32 protein-coding genes and 1 pseudogene are annotated in these 16693 nt (G+C 53.0%); all 33 read right to left on the minus strand.

Going from position 1 to position 16693, the window contains the following annotated elements; translation table 11 throughout:
• Positions 1-434: 434 nt before the first annotated feature.
• Positions 435-695 (minus strand): annotated as a pseudogene (locus HY272_00400) (transposase).
• Between the two features lie 306 nt (positions 696-1001).
• Positions 1002-1190 (minus strand): hypothetical protein, encoded by a 189-nt coding sequence (locus tag HY272_00405; GenBank protein MBI3771154.1) that lies wholly within the window; start codon positions 1188-1190, stop codon positions 1002-1004.
• A 185-nt stretch (positions 1191-1375) separates the two neighbouring features.
• The gene (locus tag HY272_00410; GenBank protein ID MBI3771155.1) at positions 1376-2113 is read right to left on the minus strand and encodes an SAM-dependent chlorinase/fluorinase; all 738 of its coding nucleotides are present in this window, start codon (positions 2111-2113) and stop codon (positions 1376-1378) included.
• A gap of 181 nt (positions 2114-2294) precedes the next feature.
• Complete coding sequence (locus HY272_00415; GenBank protein ID MBI3771156.1) at positions 2295-2675, minus strand: clan AA aspartic protease; 381 nt, start codon at positions 2673-2675, stop codon at positions 2295-2297.
• A gap of 134 nt (positions 2676-2809) precedes the next feature.
• Complete coding sequence (gene rplQ, locus HY272_00420; protein ID MBI3771157.1) at positions 2810-3187, minus strand: 50S ribosomal protein L17; 378 nt, start codon at positions 3185-3187, stop codon at positions 2810-2812.
• 47 nt (positions 3188-3234) lie between these two features.
• Positions 3235-4236, minus strand: coding sequence for a DNA-directed RNA polymerase subunit alpha (gene rpoA / locus HY272_00425; protein MBI3771158.1), 1002 nt, complete (start codon positions 4234-4236; stop codon positions 3235-3237).
• A 63-nt stretch (positions 4237-4299) separates the two neighbouring features.
• A complete protein-coding gene (gene rpsD, locus HY272_00430) occupies positions 4300-4926 on the minus strand; it encodes a 30S ribosomal protein S4 (GenBank protein MBI3771159.1) in 627 nt (208 codons plus the stop codon).
• 15 nt (positions 4927-4941) lie between these two features.
• Positions 4942-5334 carry a 30S ribosomal protein S11 gene (gene rpsK, locus HY272_00435; protein ID MBI3771160.1) on the minus strand — a complete coding sequence of 131 codons (393 nt, stop codon included), beginning with the start codon at positions 5332-5334 and terminating at the stop codon, positions 4942-4944.
• Between the two features lie 17 nt (positions 5335-5351).
• Positions 5352-5708 carry a 30S ribosomal protein S13 gene (rpsM, locus tag HY272_00440; protein ID MBI3771161.1) on the minus strand — a complete coding sequence of 119 codons (357 nt, stop codon included), beginning with the start codon at positions 5706-5708 and terminating at the stop codon, positions 5352-5354.
• Positions 5709-5817: 109 nt separating this feature from the next.
• On the minus strand, positions 5818-5931 hold the full coding sequence (gene rpmJ / locus HY272_00445) for a 50S ribosomal protein L36 (protein MBI3771162.1): 114 nt from the start codon (positions 5929-5931) through the stop codon (positions 5818-5820).
• A 120-nt stretch (positions 5932-6051) separates the two neighbouring features.
• Entirely contained in the window at positions 6052-7359 is a 1308-nt protein-coding gene (gene secY / locus HY272_00450; GenBank protein ID MBI3771163.1) for a preprotein translocase subunit SecY, read from the minus strand.
• 24 nt (positions 7360-7383) lie between these two features.
• The gene (rplO, locus tag HY272_00455; protein MBI3771164.1) at positions 7384-7818 is read right to left on the minus strand and encodes a 50S ribosomal protein L15; all 435 of its coding nucleotides are present in this window, start codon (positions 7816-7818) and stop codon (positions 7384-7386) included.
• A 2-nt stretch (positions 7819-7820) separates the two neighbouring features.
• Positions 7821-8009, minus strand: a complete 189-nt coding sequence (rpmD, locus tag HY272_00460; protein MBI3771165.1) for a 50S ribosomal protein L30 — start codon at positions 8007-8009, stop codon at positions 7821-7823.
• A 4-nt stretch (positions 8010-8013) separates the two neighbouring features.
• Complete coding sequence (rpsE, locus tag HY272_00465) at positions 8014-8520, minus strand: 30S ribosomal protein S5 (GenBank protein ID MBI3771166.1); 507 nt, start codon at positions 8518-8520, stop codon at positions 8014-8016.
• Between the two features lie 11 nt (positions 8521-8531).
• Complete coding sequence (rplR, locus tag HY272_00470; GenBank protein MBI3771167.1) at positions 8532-8885, minus strand: 50S ribosomal protein L18; 354 nt, start codon at positions 8883-8885, stop codon at positions 8532-8534.
• Between the two features lie 15 nt (positions 8886-8900).
• Positions 8901-9437, minus strand: a complete 537-nt coding sequence (rplF, locus tag HY272_00475; protein MBI3771168.1) for a 50S ribosomal protein L6 — start codon at positions 9435-9437, stop codon at positions 8901-8903.
• A 12-nt stretch (positions 9438-9449) separates the two neighbouring features.
• Positions 9450-9845 carry a 30S ribosomal protein S8 gene (rpsH, locus tag HY272_00480; GenBank protein ID MBI3771169.1) on the minus strand — a complete coding sequence of 132 codons (396 nt, stop codon included), beginning with the start codon at positions 9843-9845 and terminating at the stop codon, positions 9450-9452.
• 54 nt (positions 9846-9899) lie between these two features.
• Entirely contained in the window at positions 9900-10205 is a 306-nt protein-coding gene (gene rpsN / locus HY272_00485) for a 30S ribosomal protein S14 (GenBank protein MBI3771170.1), read from the minus strand.
• A gap of 5 nt (positions 10206-10210) precedes the next feature.
• The gene (rplE, locus tag HY272_00490; GenBank protein ID MBI3771171.1) at positions 10211-10750 is read right to left on the minus strand and encodes a 50S ribosomal protein L5; all 540 of its coding nucleotides are present in this window, start codon (positions 10748-10750) and stop codon (positions 10211-10213) included.
• Positions 10751-10767: 17 nt separating this feature from the next.
• Positions 10768-11085, minus strand: coding sequence for a 50S ribosomal protein L24 (rplX, locus tag HY272_00495; protein ID MBI3771172.1), 318 nt, complete (start codon positions 11083-11085; stop codon positions 10768-10770).
• Between the two features lie 28 nt (positions 11086-11113).
• On the minus strand, positions 11114-11482 hold the full coding sequence (gene rplN, locus HY272_00500) for a 50S ribosomal protein L14 (protein ID MBI3771173.1): 369 nt from the start codon (positions 11480-11482) through the stop codon (positions 11114-11116).
• A 37-nt stretch (positions 11483-11519) separates the two neighbouring features.
• Complete coding sequence (rpsQ, locus tag HY272_00505; protein ID MBI3771174.1) at positions 11520-11786, minus strand: 30S ribosomal protein S17; 267 nt, start codon at positions 11784-11786, stop codon at positions 11520-11522.
• A 2-nt stretch (positions 11787-11788) separates the two neighbouring features.
• On the minus strand, positions 11789-11980 hold the full coding sequence (gene rpmC / locus HY272_00510; protein MBI3771175.1) for a 50S ribosomal protein L29: 192 nt from the start codon (positions 11978-11980) through the stop codon (positions 11789-11791).
• A complete protein-coding gene (gene rplP, locus HY272_00515) occupies positions 11980-12393 on the minus strand; it encodes a 50S ribosomal protein L16 (protein ID MBI3771176.1) in 414 nt (137 codons plus the stop codon). Before rplP ends, rpmC begins: the two co-directional genes overlap by 1 nt.
• 21 nt (positions 12394-12414) lie before the next feature.
• Complete coding sequence (rpsC, locus tag HY272_00520) at positions 12415-13092, minus strand: 30S ribosomal protein S3 (protein ID MBI3771177.1); 678 nt, start codon at positions 13090-13092, stop codon at positions 12415-12417.
• Positions 13093-13103: 11 nt separating this feature from the next.
• Entirely contained in the window at positions 13104-13436 is a 333-nt protein-coding gene (gene rplV / locus HY272_00525; protein ID MBI3771178.1) for a 50S ribosomal protein L22, read from the minus strand.
• A gap of 14 nt (positions 13437-13450) precedes the next feature.
• Positions 13451-13723: a 30S ribosomal protein S19 gene (gene rpsS / locus HY272_00530; GenBank protein MBI3771179.1), complete on the minus strand. Its 273-nt coding sequence runs from the start codon at positions 13721-13723 to the stop codon at positions 13451-13453.
• Between the two features lie 27 nt (positions 13724-13750).
• Positions 13751-14575 carry a 50S ribosomal protein L2 gene (gene rplB / locus HY272_00535; GenBank protein ID MBI3771180.1) on the minus strand — a complete coding sequence of 275 codons (825 nt, stop codon included), beginning with the start codon at positions 14573-14575 and terminating at the stop codon, positions 13751-13753.
• 35 nt (positions 14576-14610) lie between these two features.
• Positions 14611-14907 (minus strand): 50S ribosomal protein L23, encoded by a 297-nt coding sequence (gene rplW, locus HY272_00540; protein ID MBI3771181.1) that lies wholly within the window; start codon positions 14905-14907, stop codon positions 14611-14613.
• Positions 14904-15524 carry a 50S ribosomal protein L4 gene (gene rplD / locus HY272_00545; GenBank protein MBI3771182.1) on the minus strand — a complete coding sequence of 207 codons (621 nt, stop codon included), beginning with the start codon at positions 15522-15524 and terminating at the stop codon, positions 14904-14906. Before rplD ends, rplW begins: the two co-directional genes overlap by 4 nt.
• Positions 15525-15533: 9 nt before the next feature.
• Positions 15534-16178, minus strand: a complete 645-nt coding sequence (gene rplC, locus HY272_00550; GenBank protein MBI3771183.1) for a 50S ribosomal protein L3 — start codon at positions 16176-16178, stop codon at positions 15534-15536.
• A gap of 55 nt (positions 16179-16233) precedes the next feature.
• Positions 16234-16545 (minus strand): 30S ribosomal protein S10, encoded by a 312-nt coding sequence (gene rpsJ, locus HY272_00555; protein MBI3771184.1) that lies wholly within the window; start codon positions 16543-16545, stop codon positions 16234-16236.
• A 5-nt stretch (positions 16546-16550) separates the two neighbouring features.
• Positions 16551-16693, minus strand: a 143-nt coding sequence (gene tuf / locus HY272_00560; protein ID MBI3771185.1) for an elongation factor Tu, incomplete at its 5' end; no start/stop codon positions are given.

The raw sequence follows: 16693 nt of genomic DNA on the forward strand, positions 1-16693 counted from the left end.
CCAATCAAGCCTTGGCGGTCGCATATGAGCAGGACTTGGGCAAACAGTTTGGCCACGGTATCGCCCATGCCCGAGACAAAGGCGGCGAGTGTGGTGAAGTGCGGTTGGCTGTCTCCCGAGACGGCGATAAACAGTACGTTCGATAGTGTCGCTACCTCGTGACCAATTTATGGCGTCCATGCCATAAATTGACTCGCTGACGCGACAACTGATTCCTTTTGCCCCGACCGTCCTGCGTCCGCTACGTCTTCGTACAACATCGTTCGCTTCGCTCTCTCGTGGCACTCAATATAGCTACCACAATGACTCTACGGCGACTATACCCGCTGCCGCAGCCTCTACGTCGCTCGCTATCGCTCTCAACTCCGAGTCCGCGGACGGGGTCGCCTATCGGGGACTAACCGCCACCGCTTCGCTCTCCTTGGCGGTCAGCGCTCGCGGCAGGCGGCTTCTATTTTGCGGCTGTGAATGATGCCGCGACTGTAGGCCAACAGGATGATTTTGATGAGCACTGCCGGGTCGAAAGCGGATGCGCCCTCGATGTCATTCTTGTAGCGTGCATGAAAGGTGGAAAGATCAAGCTCGCGATCGACAAGATGGCATAACGCGTATTCAAAACTGCCCGGGATGACTTGCCGGTCAAAATCGACCGGCAGTAGTTTTAGGCCTTTGTGTATCGCTTTGAACCGTGCCATGTCGCGTCCACCTTTGTTTTATTTCGCAGTGAAATTATGGCAGATCGCGAGGGCGATTTATTGGGTGGTTTTGGGTTTTTCTACAGCCTCAACGTAAAAGTAAGGGGCTGCGCGCTTTTGCGCAGTCCCGCTTGGCTGACGGGTTGGGCGAATACCGTGTTAAGTGGTCCTCGCTTGGGAAAGCAAATGCCGATTTTCGTGCATCTCTGAAAGTGCATAAAATCAACCAAAAAGAACTTGTGATTTTCATATCTGGTAGTGAGCATGAAAATCCGACCAGTAGTTTGCATGTTATGCCAAGGAGTTTCATTGTGCAGGGTAGTATCGCCCCTCGCTTGTAAGTAATGATGAATCTACATCTTCAGCGGAGCTTTCAATGACATTCCATCCATCTTTTTCCGCGATTTTCTCGCGTTGGAATTTACCGCTTCCGATAACTTGTATTCCTTGTTCTTTATCGTGGTAACTGAACGAATAAACTGTGATTATTGACATGATGCCTCCTGTGAAAAGTGAAAACCCCAACAGTGTGTTATACGGAATCCGTAATATTGGTAATAGACGAAATTCATCTATTGCCTCAGAGCGTTTCCAACCATTGACAGCCAACCCGCTTCATAAGACTCCACTAATTTTCCTTAGGAACATTACTGTATAATATGCATCAATTCCTGCCTCCATCACAACACCCTCCTCACCACCGTCCCCACATGCAAATCCAATTGCGCCGCTGCCGAACCACAATTCACCGCGATTTCCACTAGGCCATTTGAATTTTCATACCAGAACGGCTCACCCTCCGCCGCTACACCAAAGGTGCGCGCCCAACCCAACTCGCGGCCATTCACTTTGAAACGTGTTTGCGGATTGACCGTCGCTGCCCGACGGCCGGTCATCGCATTGCCAAAGCCATCGATATAAATCACTGCATCCAGATCAAGCGGGCAATGTTCTTTGGCGCTGCATAACTCGGCCTCGCCCAACCACTGCGCGGGCAACTCACCCAGCGCCAACCGCGCCCCGACCGGCGCGAACAAATCACGGCCATGAAACGAGGCGGAGAGTTTTGGCGGTTGCCAGAGAATTTCTTGCCGCGTGACGGCTTGCCCGGAACGGGCGATGACAACATCAAACAGGCCATTATCCGGCCCGACAAACCAGCGCTCGCCGATCTCGTATACCACGGGTTTGCGTTGTGTGGTGCCGACACCGGGATCAACCACACACAAAAACACCGTCCCTGCGGGAAGCTCATCGACATACGCCGCCAACAAATACGCCGCAGCCTGTGGCCGAAACGTCGGTGCATCGGCAAACAGATTGATCACCGGCACACTTGGCGCCAGCCGCGCCAACACCGCCTGCATCTGGCCGATGTAGGGGCCTTGTAGGCCGAAGTCTGTGAAGAGGACGATCATAGTGGAACCTTAGCAGATCGAGCACCATTAACCCATCTGGGAGTGACGCTGCCTTCAATGCCGTACCGTTAACGTGCTAAAAAACAAGTTGTGTGCTTCACAGAGCCTGCCCCGCGCAGCGCTTTGGGCACGCTTGGTGGGTTATGCGAAAAGCGCTAACCCACCCTATCTTTCTGAAACATTACTTTACTGTCGACAGCGGAATATTGGGATTCTCAGGATTGGCCATAATCTTGCGCTGCGCAGGAATAACCACCAAATCCATATCTTCCATTGGGATTGCACCGAGCAAAACACTGTCGCCCAACACCAGTGCACCGACGAAACAACGACGGCCATCGAATTCCACCTGAATCGGGCCGACGTAGGGGCATAACTGGTGACGACCATCTGCCAATACCGCCTCACGCTTCTCCAGTTCGGTTACCTCCAGCTGGAGTGCTATGTGCTCCGGAATACACAGGTGCAACGCACCCGTATCAGCCAGCGCCTTGACCTCGATAGCAGCAAGATCACGATTAGAGGGATTCGATAGTTTCAGTTTGGTCTGAACAAGACCCATAGGTATCCTCGCAAGATAAGTATCAATATTGCGTAACTATAACACGTCAGACTTGCACCTTTTTTAAGCATATCACCAAACGAAAAAGCCGGGCATTCACCCGGCTCTTCGTTGAAACATTAGCTTGCTTCGCCTTACTCGGCAGCGGCCTCAGCAGGACGGTCTACCAGCTCGACGATGGCCATTGGGGCCTTGTCACCAGCGCGGAAGCCGCACTTGAGGATGCGCAAGTAACCGCCTGGGCGATTCTTGTAACGTGGACCCAGGCTGTCAAACAAGGTGCCAACGGCATCTTTGTCACGCAGACGGGCAAACGCCAGCCGGCGATTGGCAACGCTGTCGACCTTGGCCAAGGTGATCAACGGCTCAGCAATCATCCGCAGCTCTTTTGCCTTGGGCAGCGTAGTCTTGATCACTTCGTGCAGGAACAACGAAGATGACATGTTTTTCAGCATGGCCTTACGGTGACTGCTGTTCCGGCTCAGTTGCCGGCCACTATTGCGATGACGCATGGTTCGTATTCCTTAAGCTAATTACTTAAACTATTTCGTGTCGCCGCTTAGGAAGCAGCCTTTTCATGCTCGCGCTTCAGCTGCGCAGGCGGCCAGTTTTCCAGACGCATACCCAGCGACAAGCCGTGCATTGCCAGCACGTCCTTGATCTCGGTCAGCGACTTCTTGCCCAGGTTAGGCGTCTTCAACAACTCGACTTCCGTACGCTGGATCAGGTCACCAATGTAATAAATGTTTTCTGCCTTCAGACAATTGGCCGAACGCACAGTCAATTCCAGATCATCTACCGGACGCAACAAGATCGGATCGACATCAACTGACTTCGGTGTGCTGGAGGTGACTTCAGAGCTTTGCAGATCAACGAAGATCGACAATTGATCGCGCAGAATGCTGGCGGCGCGACGGATAGCTTCTTCCGGATCGATGGAACCGTTGGTTTCCATGTCGATGATCAGCTTGTCCAGGTCGGTACGTTGCTCTACACGGGCACGTTCAACGGAGTAGCTGACACGACGCACCGGCGTATAAGTCGCATCCAGATGCAAATGTCCGATAGTACGGGTTTCGTCAGCGCGCAGACGCGAAGTGGCAGGCTCATAACCACGACCCATCATCACTTTCAAGCGTGCATTCAATTTGCCTGCGGCATTCAAATGCGCGATCACCAGATCTTTATTGACGATCTCGACATTGTGCGGCAGCTCGATATCGCTCGCCTTCACTACGCCAGGACCTGTTTTGTTGATGATGAGCGTCGCTTCATTGATACCATGCATCTTGAGCGACAGCTCTTTCAAGTTGAGAATGATTTCGATTACATCTTCCTGCACACCTTCCAACGTGGTGTATTCGTGCAGAACGCCTTCGATCTCGGCCTCGGTCACTGCTGCACCGGGCATAGACGAAAGCAGAATGCGACGCAGGGCATTACCCAGGGTATGCCCAAAACCGCGCTCCAGCGGCTCCAAGGTTACCTTTGCATGGCTATCGCTGATCGCTTGCACATCAACGACACGAGGTTTCAAAAACTCAGTCACCGAGCCCTGCATATTTTATCCTCTGTTGAGTTAATTCTTTATCAAGTCTGAAATCTAAACCAAAACCTGGCCAGATTACTTCGAGTACAACTCGACAACCAGATGCTCATTAATTTCGGACGGCAGATCGCTGCGCGCCGGAATCGACTTGAATACGCCTTCCATTTTCTTGGCATCCACTTCAATCCAGTCAACCACGCCGCGTTGCTGCGAGAAGTCCAGCGCAGCCTTGATCCGCAGCTGCTCCTTCGCACCATCGCTGACGGAGACAACATCGCTCGCCTTCAGCTGATAGCTAGGAATGTTGACCTTCTTGCCGTTGACGTTGATACCGTCATGGCGCACCAGCTGACGCGCTTCTGTGCGAGATGATGCGAAGCCCATGCGATAAACGATGTTATCCAGACGGCCTTCAAGCAACTGCAACAGACGCTCACCGGTAGAACCTTTGCCACGGTCAGCTTCCTGATAATACAAACGGAACTGACCTTCCAGCACACCGTAAATACGGCGCAATTTTTGCTTTTCGCGCAGCTGACCGGCGTAATCCGTCAAGCGGCTACGACGCTGGCCGTGCTGACCCGGAGCAAAACTACGCTTCTCAACGGCGCACTTGGCGGTGTAGCACTTTTCACCCTTCAGGAAAAGCTTTTCGCCTTGACGGCGGCACAAACGGCATTTAGAACCAATATATCTAGCCACAATAAATCTCCGGACTTAAACTCGACGCTTCTTCGGCGGACGGCACCCGTTGTGCGGGATGGGTGTGACGTCAGTGATGCTGCTGATCTTGAAACCCAATGCATTCAGGGCACGGACAGCGGATTCACGGCCTGGACCAGGCCCCTTCACCAGCACATCCATATTCTTCATGCCGAACTCTTTGACAACACTACCCGCCTTCTCGGCCGCAACCTGAGCTGCGAACGGCGTACTCTTACGTGAGCCGCGGAAACCAGCACCGCCAGAGGTTGCCCATGACAGGGTGTTACCCTGACGGTCAGTGATCGTTATGATGGTGTTATTGAATGAAGCGTGAATGTGTGCCACGCCATCAACCACATTTTTCTTTACACGCTTACGCGTAGTACGGGTAGCTGCCTTAACCATATCTTAATCCAGTTTGATTATTTTCTGATCGCCTTGCGCGGACCCTTACGAGTACGTGCATTGGTGCGAGTACGCTGACCGCGAACGGGCAGGCCACGACGATGACGCAGGCCACGATACGTGCCCAAGTCCATCAATCGTTTAATACTCATTGAAACTTCGCGCCGCAGATCGCCTTCTACCGTAAACTTGGCCACCTCAGAACGCAGGGCTTCAACCTGAGCATCTTGCAAATCCTTGATTTTAGCTGTTGGCTGAACACCAGCCGCAGCACAAATATCGCGGGCACGGGTACGGCCAATGCCGTAGATCGCGGTCAATGCGATCACTGCGTGCTTATTTACCGGAATATTGATACCAGCAATACGAGCCATCTGAGGCAAACTCCTTTAATCTGGCCGAAGCCATTACGAAAACGCGAAATTCTAGCTGCGAATGGCTTAAGTTTCAACCATTCACGAGCCCATTCAAACCCAACCGTTCTTAGCCCTGACGCTGCTTGTGGCGGGCATCCGTGCAGATAATCCGAACCACACCCTTACGACGGATCACCTTGCAGTTACGGCACAACTTTTTGACCGAAGTACGAACCTTCATTGTTCTATCTCCAAAAAATCAGTAAACGGGGTATACCACCCCCGGATACGAGTGGGGCGGAAGTATACCGCAGTTTTTCTTGAAACCAAAGCCGGATGAAGGCCTTATTTAACCTTTTTCTCAACTTTTAAGGTTGGCCTTCTTCATCAACCCCTCGTACTGGTGCGACATCAAGTGGGCCTGCAACTGGGCCATGAAATCCATCACCACCACTACAATAATCAGGAGCGACGTGCCCCCGAAGTAAAACGGCACATTCCACTTCACGATCAGGAACTCGGGCAGCAAGCACACGGCTGTAATATAAATGGCGCCGGCCACGGTCAAGCGGGTCATGACGGTATCAATATACTTGGCGGTCTGCTCACCCGGGCGGATACCTGGAATGAAAGCCCCTGATTTCTTTAGATTTTCTGCCGTTTCCTTAGGATTAAACTGGAGCGCTGTGTAAAAAAAGCAGAAAAACACGATCGCCACAGCGTACAAAATCACATAAATCGGCTGCCCGGGCGATAACTTGGTCGCAATATCCTGCAACCAGCCCAAACCGGCGCCTGATCCAAACATACCGGCAATCGTCGCCGGAAACAGGATAATACTGGAGGCAAAAATCGGCGGGATCACCCCGGCCATATTGATTTTCAGGGGCAGATGGCTGGTCTGGCCGCCGTAGACCTTACGGCCTTGCTGGCGCTTGGCGTAATTAACAGTGATCCGGCGCTGGCAGCGCTCGACAAAGATCACAAACCCCGTCACCGCCACCGCTAGCGCCAGGAAGAAGAGGATCATGAAAATACTCAGCTCTCCGGTGCTCCCCAGCTCCAGGGTGCCACCAATCGCCGCTGGCAGACCGGCCACAATACCGGCAAAAATGATGACGGAGATGCCATTACCGATCCCACGCTCTGTTATTTGCTCACCCAGCCACATCAGGAACATCGTCCCGGCGACCAGAGTGACAATGGCCGTGAACATGAAGCCAAAACCAGGGTCCATCACCACCGGCATACCGCCAACCTGTTGATTTTGCAGGGCATAGGCGACACCACCGGCCTGCACGGTCGCCAACACCACCGTGCCGTAGCGGGTATACTGGCTCATTTTACGGCGCCCAGCCTCGCCTTCTTTCTTGAGCTCTTCCAACGAAGGAACAACGCTAGTCAAAAGCTGAACAATAATGGACGCTGAAATATAGGGCATGATCCCGATGGCAAAGATCGTAAAGCGGCGCAGAGCGCCACCGGAGAACATATTGAACATGTCGATAATCGAGCCCTTTTGCTGGCTGAAGAGTTCAGCCAAGGCCACAGGGTTGACGCCAGGCACCGGGATATGAGCACCGATACGATAAACGATCAGCGCACCCAGTACAAAAAGCAAACGGCGCTTCAGCTCACTGAAGCGCCCTGCGGCAGCGAGGCCGCCAATCGGTGCCGTCCCTGGAAAAGCCACTTAGCCCTCGATCTTTCCGCCAGCGGCTTCGATTGCAGCTTTGGCTCCCTTGGTGACCCGCAAACCACGCACGGTGAAGGCGCGATCAACGGTACCCGAGGCAATGATCTTGGCGCGCTCAAACTTAGCACTCAGCACATCAGCCGCCAGCAGCGATGCCATATCCACCACATCGCCAGCCACCAGATTCAATTCGCTCAGGCGAACTTCAGCGGTCACGCGGGCAATTGCGGAATTAAAACCAACCTTCGGCATACGGCGCTGAATAGGCATCTGCCCACCTTCAAAGCCGACCTTGTGATAGCCACCGGCACGGGCGTGTTGACCCTTGTGGCCCTTACCCGATGTCTTGCCCAGGCCAGAACCAATGCCACGACCCAGACGCTTTGGGCTGGGTTTCGAACCTGCAGCAGGTTTGAGTGTATTTAAACGCATGATTAAGCTTCCTCAACCTTTAGCATGTAACTAATCTTGTTGATCATGCCGCGCACAGCCGGAGAGTCTTGAACTTCGACACTGTGATGCATACGACGCAATCCCAATCCAGTGACGCATGCTTTATGAGACTGTAAACGCCCATGAAAACTGCGCACCAACGTTAATTTAATTATCTTCGACGCTGCCATGACTTTAACCCAGGATCTCTGCAACCTTCTTACCACGCTTGGCGGCGATCGATTCTGGATCAGCCATTTGTTCCAAGCCCTTGATGGTGGCGCGAACCACGTTCACCGGATTAGTCGATCCGATGCACTTGGCCAACACGTCATGCACCCCTACTACTTCGAGAACAGCGCGCATCGCACCACCTGCGATGATGCCGGTACCTTGCGACGCCGGTTGCATGTAGATCTTGGCAGCGCCGTGGGCAGCCTTGATCGGATGCTGCACAGTACCTTTGTTCAGCTTGACGCGAATCAGATTCTTGCGCGCATCTTCCATCGCCTTCTGGATCGCAGCGGGCACTTCGCGTGCCTTGCCACGGCCAATGCCGACACGTCCATTGCCGTCACCAACCACCGTCAGTGCCGAGAAACCGAAGATACGACCGCCCTTGACCACTTTGGCCACGCGGCGGACCGAAACCAACTTTTCCTGTAAACCGTCGCCATTCCCGGGTGTTTCAAAATTCGCCATAGCTACTTCCTTTAGAATTCAAGACCGGCTTCACGCGCAGCATCTGCTAACGCCTTAATCCGCCCATGATACTTGAAACCGGAACGATCGAAGGAAACCTGCTTGATACCCGCAGTCTTCGCACGCTCGGCGACAAAGCGGCCAACTACGGCCGCTGCATTCTTGTTACCGGTGTGTTCCAGTGCCTTTTTGACGTCAGCTTCCAGTGTCGAAGCCGCCGCCAGCACTTCACCACCATTGGGCGCAATCACCTGGGCATAGATATGCCGGGGGGTACGATGCACCGCCAGACGGTAACTGCACAGTTCTCTGATCTTGGCGCGGGCCTTACGGGCACGACGCAAACGAGTAATTTTCTTATCCATTGACTGACCCAACCATTATTTCTTCTTGGCTTCTTTACGAACCACAACTTCGTTGGTATAACGCACACCCTTGCCCTTATACGGCTCTGGCGGACGGTATCCACGAATATCGGCAGCCACTTGGCCGACCTTCTGACGATCCGTACCTTTAACAACAATTTCCGTCTGGCTCGGCGTTTCGACCGTGATACCCTCAGGTACTGGATAATTCACCGGGTGCGAAAACCCAAGCGTCAGATTCAACATTTTACCCTGTGACTGCGCACGATAACCAACGCCGATCAACTGCAAACGCTTTTCAAAACCTTGACTGACACCGGTCACCAGATTATTGACTGATGCGCGAGTCGTACCGGCTTGCGCCCATGCATTCTTGCTGTTTTCACGCACTGTCACAACGATCTCGTTGCTATCATTGCGAGCCACTTCAACAGAGCTATGCACCTGATATTGCAACTGGCCCTTGGTACCTTTCACCGACACGGACTGACCGTTAACGGTTACTTCGACACCCTTCGGGATACTAATAGGTTTCTTGGCAACTCGAGACATTGCACACCGCCATTACGAAACGAAACAAAGAACTTCGCCACCGATACCTGCGGCACGGGCCGCACGCTCGGTCATCACCCCAGAAGGAGTGGAGATGATGGCGACACCAAGCCCGCCCTGAACTTTAGGCAGGTCATCCTTACCACTGTATACACGCAAGCCTGGACGGCTGGCGCGCTTAATCATGCTGATAACGGGCTTGCCCAGGTAATATTTGAGATCAATTACCAAGCGTTGCTTCCCGTCTTGGGATTCAACTTTGAAGCCAGCGATGTAACCTTCGTCCTTCAGCACCTTGGCGATCGCAGCCTTCAACGTAGAAGACGGCATGGAAGTCTGCGCCTTCTCCGTGATCTGCGCATTGCGGATCCGGGTTAACATGTCAGCAATCGGGTCAGTCATACTCATTTATAGTGCTCCAAATTTCTTCGCGTCTGATTCCAGTCGGATGTTCGGCGGCGCTTACCAGCTCGCCTTAACCAAGCCTGGGACATCCCCACGCATGGCAGCTTCGCGCAGTTTGTTCCGACCCAGACCAAACTTGCGATAATAACCGCGGCTACGACCGCTGTCGCGGCAACGATTCCGCATCCGGCACGGGCTGGCATTGCGTGGTAGTGCGTGGAATCTGGCTTGCGCCTCATCACGCTCTTCATCGCTCAAATTGAGATCCAACATGCGACTCTTCAGTTCAGCTCGTTTTACAGCAAACTTAGCAACCAAACTTGCGCGCTTGACCTCGCGATTTACCATGCTCTTTTTAGCCATGTACCTTAACCTTTAAATGGGAAGTTGAACGCTGCCAACAATGCGCGAGCTTCTGCGTCAGTCTTGGCGGTCGTCGTAAAAGTGATATCCATACCACGGAGTGCGTCGATCTTTTCGTATTCGATTTCAGGGAAAACGATCTGCTCGGTCACACCCATACTGTAATTGCCGCGGCCGTCGAAAGAGCGTGCGTTCAAGCCACGAAAATCACGGATGCGCGGAATCGCAATACTTACCAGGCGATCAAGAAATTCGTACATTTTTTCGCTGCGCAAAGTTACTTTGCATCCGATCGGCCAGCCCTCACGGACCTTAAATCCAGCCACCGACTTGCGGGACATGCACACCACCGGTTTTTGACCGGCGATCTTCTGCAGATCACCCACCGCATTATCAATAATCTTGCGATCGCCAGTCGCTTCGCCAACACCCATATTCAGAGTGATCTTGGTGATGCGCGGCACTTCCATCACGGACTTGTAGCCAAACTCTTGCATCAGTTTAGTAACTACAGTCTCGCGGTAATATTGCTGCAATCTTGCCATAACTGCGCTGCCCTAAATTAAATGTCTACAACTTCACTGTTGGACTTGAAAAAACGAACCTTACGGCCGTCTTCCAACGTACGGATACCAACGCGATCTGCCGTCTTCGTCGCCGGATTAAATAACGCGACATTAGAGACATGGATCGACGCCTCTTTCTCCACGATCCCACCCGCGACATTACGCTGCGGATTAGGCTTGGTATGGCGCTTGATCATATTCACGTTTTCAACAACAACGCGATCGTTGTCCGCCACGCGCAGCACAGTGCCACGCTTCCCTTTATCTTTACCGGTGATCACGATAACGTCATCACCCTTACGAATCTTTTGCATGATTCAAACCCTGAAAGCCAACAAATATTTACAGAACTTCCGGTGCCAGCGAAACAATCTTCATGAATCGCTCCGAACGCAACTCACGGGTAACCGGTCCAAAAATACGGGTACCAATCGGCTCCAGCTTGTTATTCAGCAGCACCGCTGCATTCCCATCAAAACGGATCAAAGACCCATCACCGCGACGCACACCCTTGCGGGTACGCACAACTACCGCGTTATAGACTTCACCTTTCTTAACCTTACCGCGCGGAATAGCTTCTTTAATGCTCACCTTAATGACATCGCCGATATTGGCATACCGGCGCTTGGAGCCACCGAGTACTTTGATGCACATCAGGCGACGCGCGCCGCTATTATCGGCCACTTCCAACGATGTACGCATCTGAATCATGTTTCTTCTCCGCTTAAATCTTTATCTGGCGCGCAATCTAGATTGCTACAGCCTTCTCATCGATACGCACCAAGCTCCAAGATTTGTTCTTGGACAACGGGCGGCACTGAGTAATGGTGACAACATCGCCTTCGTTGCACTCGTTCTTTTCGTCATGCGCATGCAGTTTCGAAGAACGGGTGATGTATTTCTTGTACACCGGGTGACGAACGCGGCGCTCAACCAATACGGTAATGGTCTTGTCCATCTTGTTGCTGACGACACGACCAGTCACTTCGCGCACGACTTTTGCCTGTTCACTCATCTTCAGTTACCTGCTTTCTCACCCAGAATAGTCTTCACACGCGCAATCGCGCGACGATTTTGCCTCAGCCGATGGCCTTGAGCCATTTGACCGGTACCGTGCTGCATACGCAGATTAAAACCTTCGCGCAACAGACCTTCGAGCTCGGACTGGAGCTCGGGGACACTCTTGTTTCGCAATTCAATCGCATTCATTACATAACCCTTCTGCTGACAAACGTTGTCTGCACCGGCAGTTTGGCAGCGGCCAGACGAAACGCTTCCCGTGCAATTTCTTCAGTAACCCCTTCCATTTCATAGAGCATGCGGCCTGGCTCAATCTGAGCAACCCAATACTCTACGTTACCCTTACCGCTACCCATACGTACTTCCAGGGGCTTCTGCGTAATTGGCTTGTCGGGGAAGATTCGAATCCAAATCCTACCACCACGCTTGACATGACGGGTCAAGGCACGACGTGCCGCCTCAATCTGGCGGGCCGTTATTCTACCACGACTTGTAGCCTTTAGTCCGTATTCTCCGAAGCTGACTTTGTTGCCACGTTGGGCCAAGCCTCGGTTCCGCCCCTTATGGACCTTGCGGAATTTGGTTCTTTTCGGTTGCAGCATAATCTTCTATCCCGTTCGCCGTTACTTGGCGGCCTTTTCCTGGGCCTCACCCTTGTCCTCGTTGCCGAAGACTTCGCCCTTAAACAGCCACACCTTGATTCCAATTACACCAGAGGGGGTATGCGCCTCGGCAAAACCATAATCGATGTCGGCACGGAGGGTATGGAGTGGCACCCGGCCCTCACGATACCACTCGGTACGGGCAATTTCCGCCCCGTTAACCCGACCCGAAACCTGAATCTTGACGCCTTGACCACCCAGACGCATGGCATTGGTCACCGCGCGCTTCATGGCACGACGGAACATGATACGCCGCTCTAATTGCTGAGCCACGCTCTGAGCCACCAGGGTGGCATCCAGCTCAGGCTTGCGAATTTCTTCGACGCTGACATGAACTGCGTTGACTGGCAACACCATCATGTTGGCGATCTTCTTGCGCAGGACTTCGATATCTTCACCCTTTTTACCGATCACAATACCAGGACGGGCAGTGTGAATGGTGATGCGCGCATTGCGAGCCGGACGTTCGATCTGGATGCGGCTGACTGAAGCCTGAGCCAGTTCCTTCTGCAGGAACTTGCGCACTTTAAGATCAGTATTCAGGTAGTTCGCGTAGTCTTTGCTTTCGGCATACCACTTGGAAGTCCAGTCCTTGACGATCCCAAGGCGAATCCCATTCGGATTAACTTTTTGACCCATCTTCGCCTCTCTTACTTCTCAGCCACGGCCACAGTAATGTGGGCGGTGCGTTTCAAAATGCGGTTACCGCGGCCTTTGGCGCGTGGTTGCATCCGCTTCAAGACCGGACCTTCATCAACACAAATCGTCTTGACCTTCAGTTCGTCCACATCGGCGCCATCATTATGCTCAGCATTGGCAATGGCCGATTCGACAACCTTCTTGATCAAGGTAGCCGCACGCTTGTTGCTGAACGACAGCAACTTCAGGGCTGGCTCAACCTTCATGCCACGGATCTGGTCCGCTACCAAACGCGCCTTTTGAGGCGAGATACGAACAAACTTTAAAACTGCTCTCGTTTCCATGATCTCACTCTCCGTTACTTAGCCTTCTTGTCGGCCACATGGCCTTTGAAGGTGCGCGTAACAGCAAACTCACCCAGTTTGTGTCCGACCATATTTTCATTGACCAGCACCGGTACGTGTTGACGACCGTTATGAATAGCAATCGTCAAGCCCACCATTTGCGGGATCACCATAGAACGACGCGACCAAGTCTTGATGGGGCGGCGATCATTCTTTTCCGCAGCCGTGTTCACCTTGTTTACCAGGTGAGCATCGACAAACGGACCTTTTTTGACTGAACGTGGCACGTTACGAAGTCCTCTATACCTAAGTTATTACTTACGGCGGCGGACGATCATGCCGTCCGTACGCTTGTTCTTGCGGGTCTTATAACCCTTTGTGGGCTGACCCCACGGTGATACTGGGTGACGACCACCCGAAGTACGTCCCTCACCACCACCATGCGGATGGTCGACCGGATTCATGACCACACCACGCGATTGTGGGCGGCGACCACTCCAGCGAGCGGCACCCGCCTTACCCAGGCTGCGCAGGTTATGCTCTGAGTTGCCAACCTCGCCAATCGTGGCGCGACAGTCTGCCAGAACTTTGCGCATTTCGCCAGAGCGAAGACGCACAGAGGCATAAACACCTTCTTTGGCAATCAACTGGATCATGGCGCCAGCGCTGCGAGCGAGCTGCGCACCCTTGCCAGGCTTCAATTCCAGGCAGTGAATCGTGGAACCCACTGGAATATTGCGCAATGGCAGGCAATTACCGGCCTTGATCGGTGCATCGGCACCAGACACGATCTGGGAACCGGCGGTCACGCCACTGGGCGCGATGATGTAGCGGCGTTCGCCATCTGCATACAGCACCAGCGCAATATTGGCACTACGGTTCGGATCGTACTCAATACGCTCAACGTTACCCTGGATACCGTCCTTATCGTTACGCTTGAAATCGATCAAACGATAATGGCGTTTATGGGCACCACCACGCGCACGGACCGTGATCCGACCAGCGTTGTTGCGACCATTGATCTTGGATTTCTTTTCCAACAGCGGCGCATGCGGCTCGCCCTTGTACAGATCAGGGTTTACCACCTTGACCACAGCGCGGCGACCTGCGGACGTCGGATTCGTTTTAATTAAAGCCATGGCTCTCTAATCCTTTATTACTCAAACGCTGGCGCTTACTTCTGACCAGCAAAGTCGATATCGAAACCGGATTGCAGCTTGACGTAAGCCTTTTTCCAGTTAGAACGACGACCCATAATCTGGCCAAAACGCTTGCTCTTGCCCTTAACATTGGACACCTGTACGGCGTCAACTTTGACATCGAACATCAGCTCAACGGCCTTCTTGATTTCAGTCTTGTTTGCATCCGGCAACACACGGAACACAAACTGGCGATTGGTATCAGCCACTACCGCAGACTTTTCGGAGACGTGCGGTGCCAGCAGCACCTTCATTAAACGTTCTTTGCTCATGCGAAGATCTCCTCAAGCTGCTTGATGGCCGCAGAGGTCATCAACACCTTTTCGAACTTGATCAGATTGACTGGATTCAATTGGCTCGGTTGTGCCACTTCAACACGCGCCACATTGCGCGCAGCCAGTGCCAGATTCTGATTCAAGACATCGCTCACGATCAGTACGTTATCCAGCCCCATTGCGTCCAGCTTGGCCAGCAATGATTTGGTCTTCGGCAGTTCAACACTGAATGACTCAATCACCATCAAACGATCCTGACGCGCCAACTCTGAGAGGATCGAGGAGATTGCACCACGATACATCTTGCGGTTTACCTTCTGCGAATAATCCTGATTGCGGGCTGCAAATACCTTACCGCCCCCGCGCCACAATGGGCTGCGAATGGTACCGGCACGGGCGCGACCACTACCTTTCTGCTTGAAAGGCTTGGCGCCACCGCCTCTCACATCACTACGTGTCTTCTGGCCAACAGTACCAGCACGTCCCGCTGCCATATAGGCGTTCACGACCTGGTGTACCAGGGGTTCGTTAAACTCCTGACCGAACAAGCTATCGGCAAGGCCGATGCTCTTGCTGGTCTTGGCGCCTGATTCAGAAACCAATTTCAGATCCATAAATACTCCTTACGCCCCTGCCTTCACTGCCGGACGCACCATTACATCGCCACCCTTGGCACCGGGTACTGCACCCTTGACCAGCAGCAGATTGCGCTCGGCGTCAACGCGGACGACCTCTAAATTCATCATAGTGCTACGTACATTACCCAGATGACCGGCCATTTTCTTACCTTTCCAAACGCGACCTGGGCTCTGATTTTGACCGATGGAACCCGGCGCACGATGCGACAGCGAGTTACCGTGGGTAGCGTCCTGCATGGCGAAGTGATGACGCTTGACGGTACCGGCAAAACCTTTACCGATAGTGCGGCCAACCACGTCAACCATCTGCCCCACCTGGAACACATCAACCTTCAGTTCAGCACCGACTTGTATGTCGTTACCTTCGCCTTCTTCAAGGCGAAATTCCCAAGCACCACGGCCACCCGCCACGTTAGCCTTGGCATAATGGCCCACTTCAGGCTTGGTGATGCGGTTTGCCTTACGCGTACCGACGGTGACCTGATAAGCGCGATAACCATCACGCTCCAGATCACGCAATTGGGATACGCGATTGGGCTCGATTTCAATTACGGTCACTGGAATAGACGTACCGTCTTCAGTGAAGACGCGGGTCATACCAGCTTTGCGACCAACTAAACCAATTGCCATTATAAAACTCCCAGCTTTGCAGCTACCAGATGCGGCAGCCGCCGCACTTTTATCTTTAAGTTAACTTAATCTGTACATCTACGCCCGCGGCAAGATCCAGCTTCATCAGCGCATCAACAGTCTTGTCGGTAGGATCGACAATATCCATCAAACGCTTGTGAGTGCGAATCTCATATTGATCACGCGCGTCTTTATCAACGTGCGGTGAAATCAACACTGTGAAACGCTCAATCTTGGTCGGCAGTGGAATCGGACCCTTAACTTGGGCACCGGTGCGTTTTGCCGTCTCAACGATTTCACGGGCTGATTGATCGATTAAACGATAATCAAAAGCCTTGAGACGAATGCGAATTCTTTGGTTTGCCATATTTTTTACTCAATTACCTTAGCGACGACACCTGCGCCGACGGTGCGACCGCCTTCACGGATGGCGAAGCGTAAGCCTTCTTCCATCGCGATCGGGTTGATCAGGGTCACGACCATGCCGACGTTGTCGCCGGGCATGACCATTTCGA

The organism is Gammaproteobacteria bacterium, from assembly GCA_016200485.1.
In the GTDB taxonomy this organism is placed as follows: domain Bacteria; phylum Pseudomonadota; class Gammaproteobacteria; order Tenderiales; family Tenderiaceae; genus JACQEP01.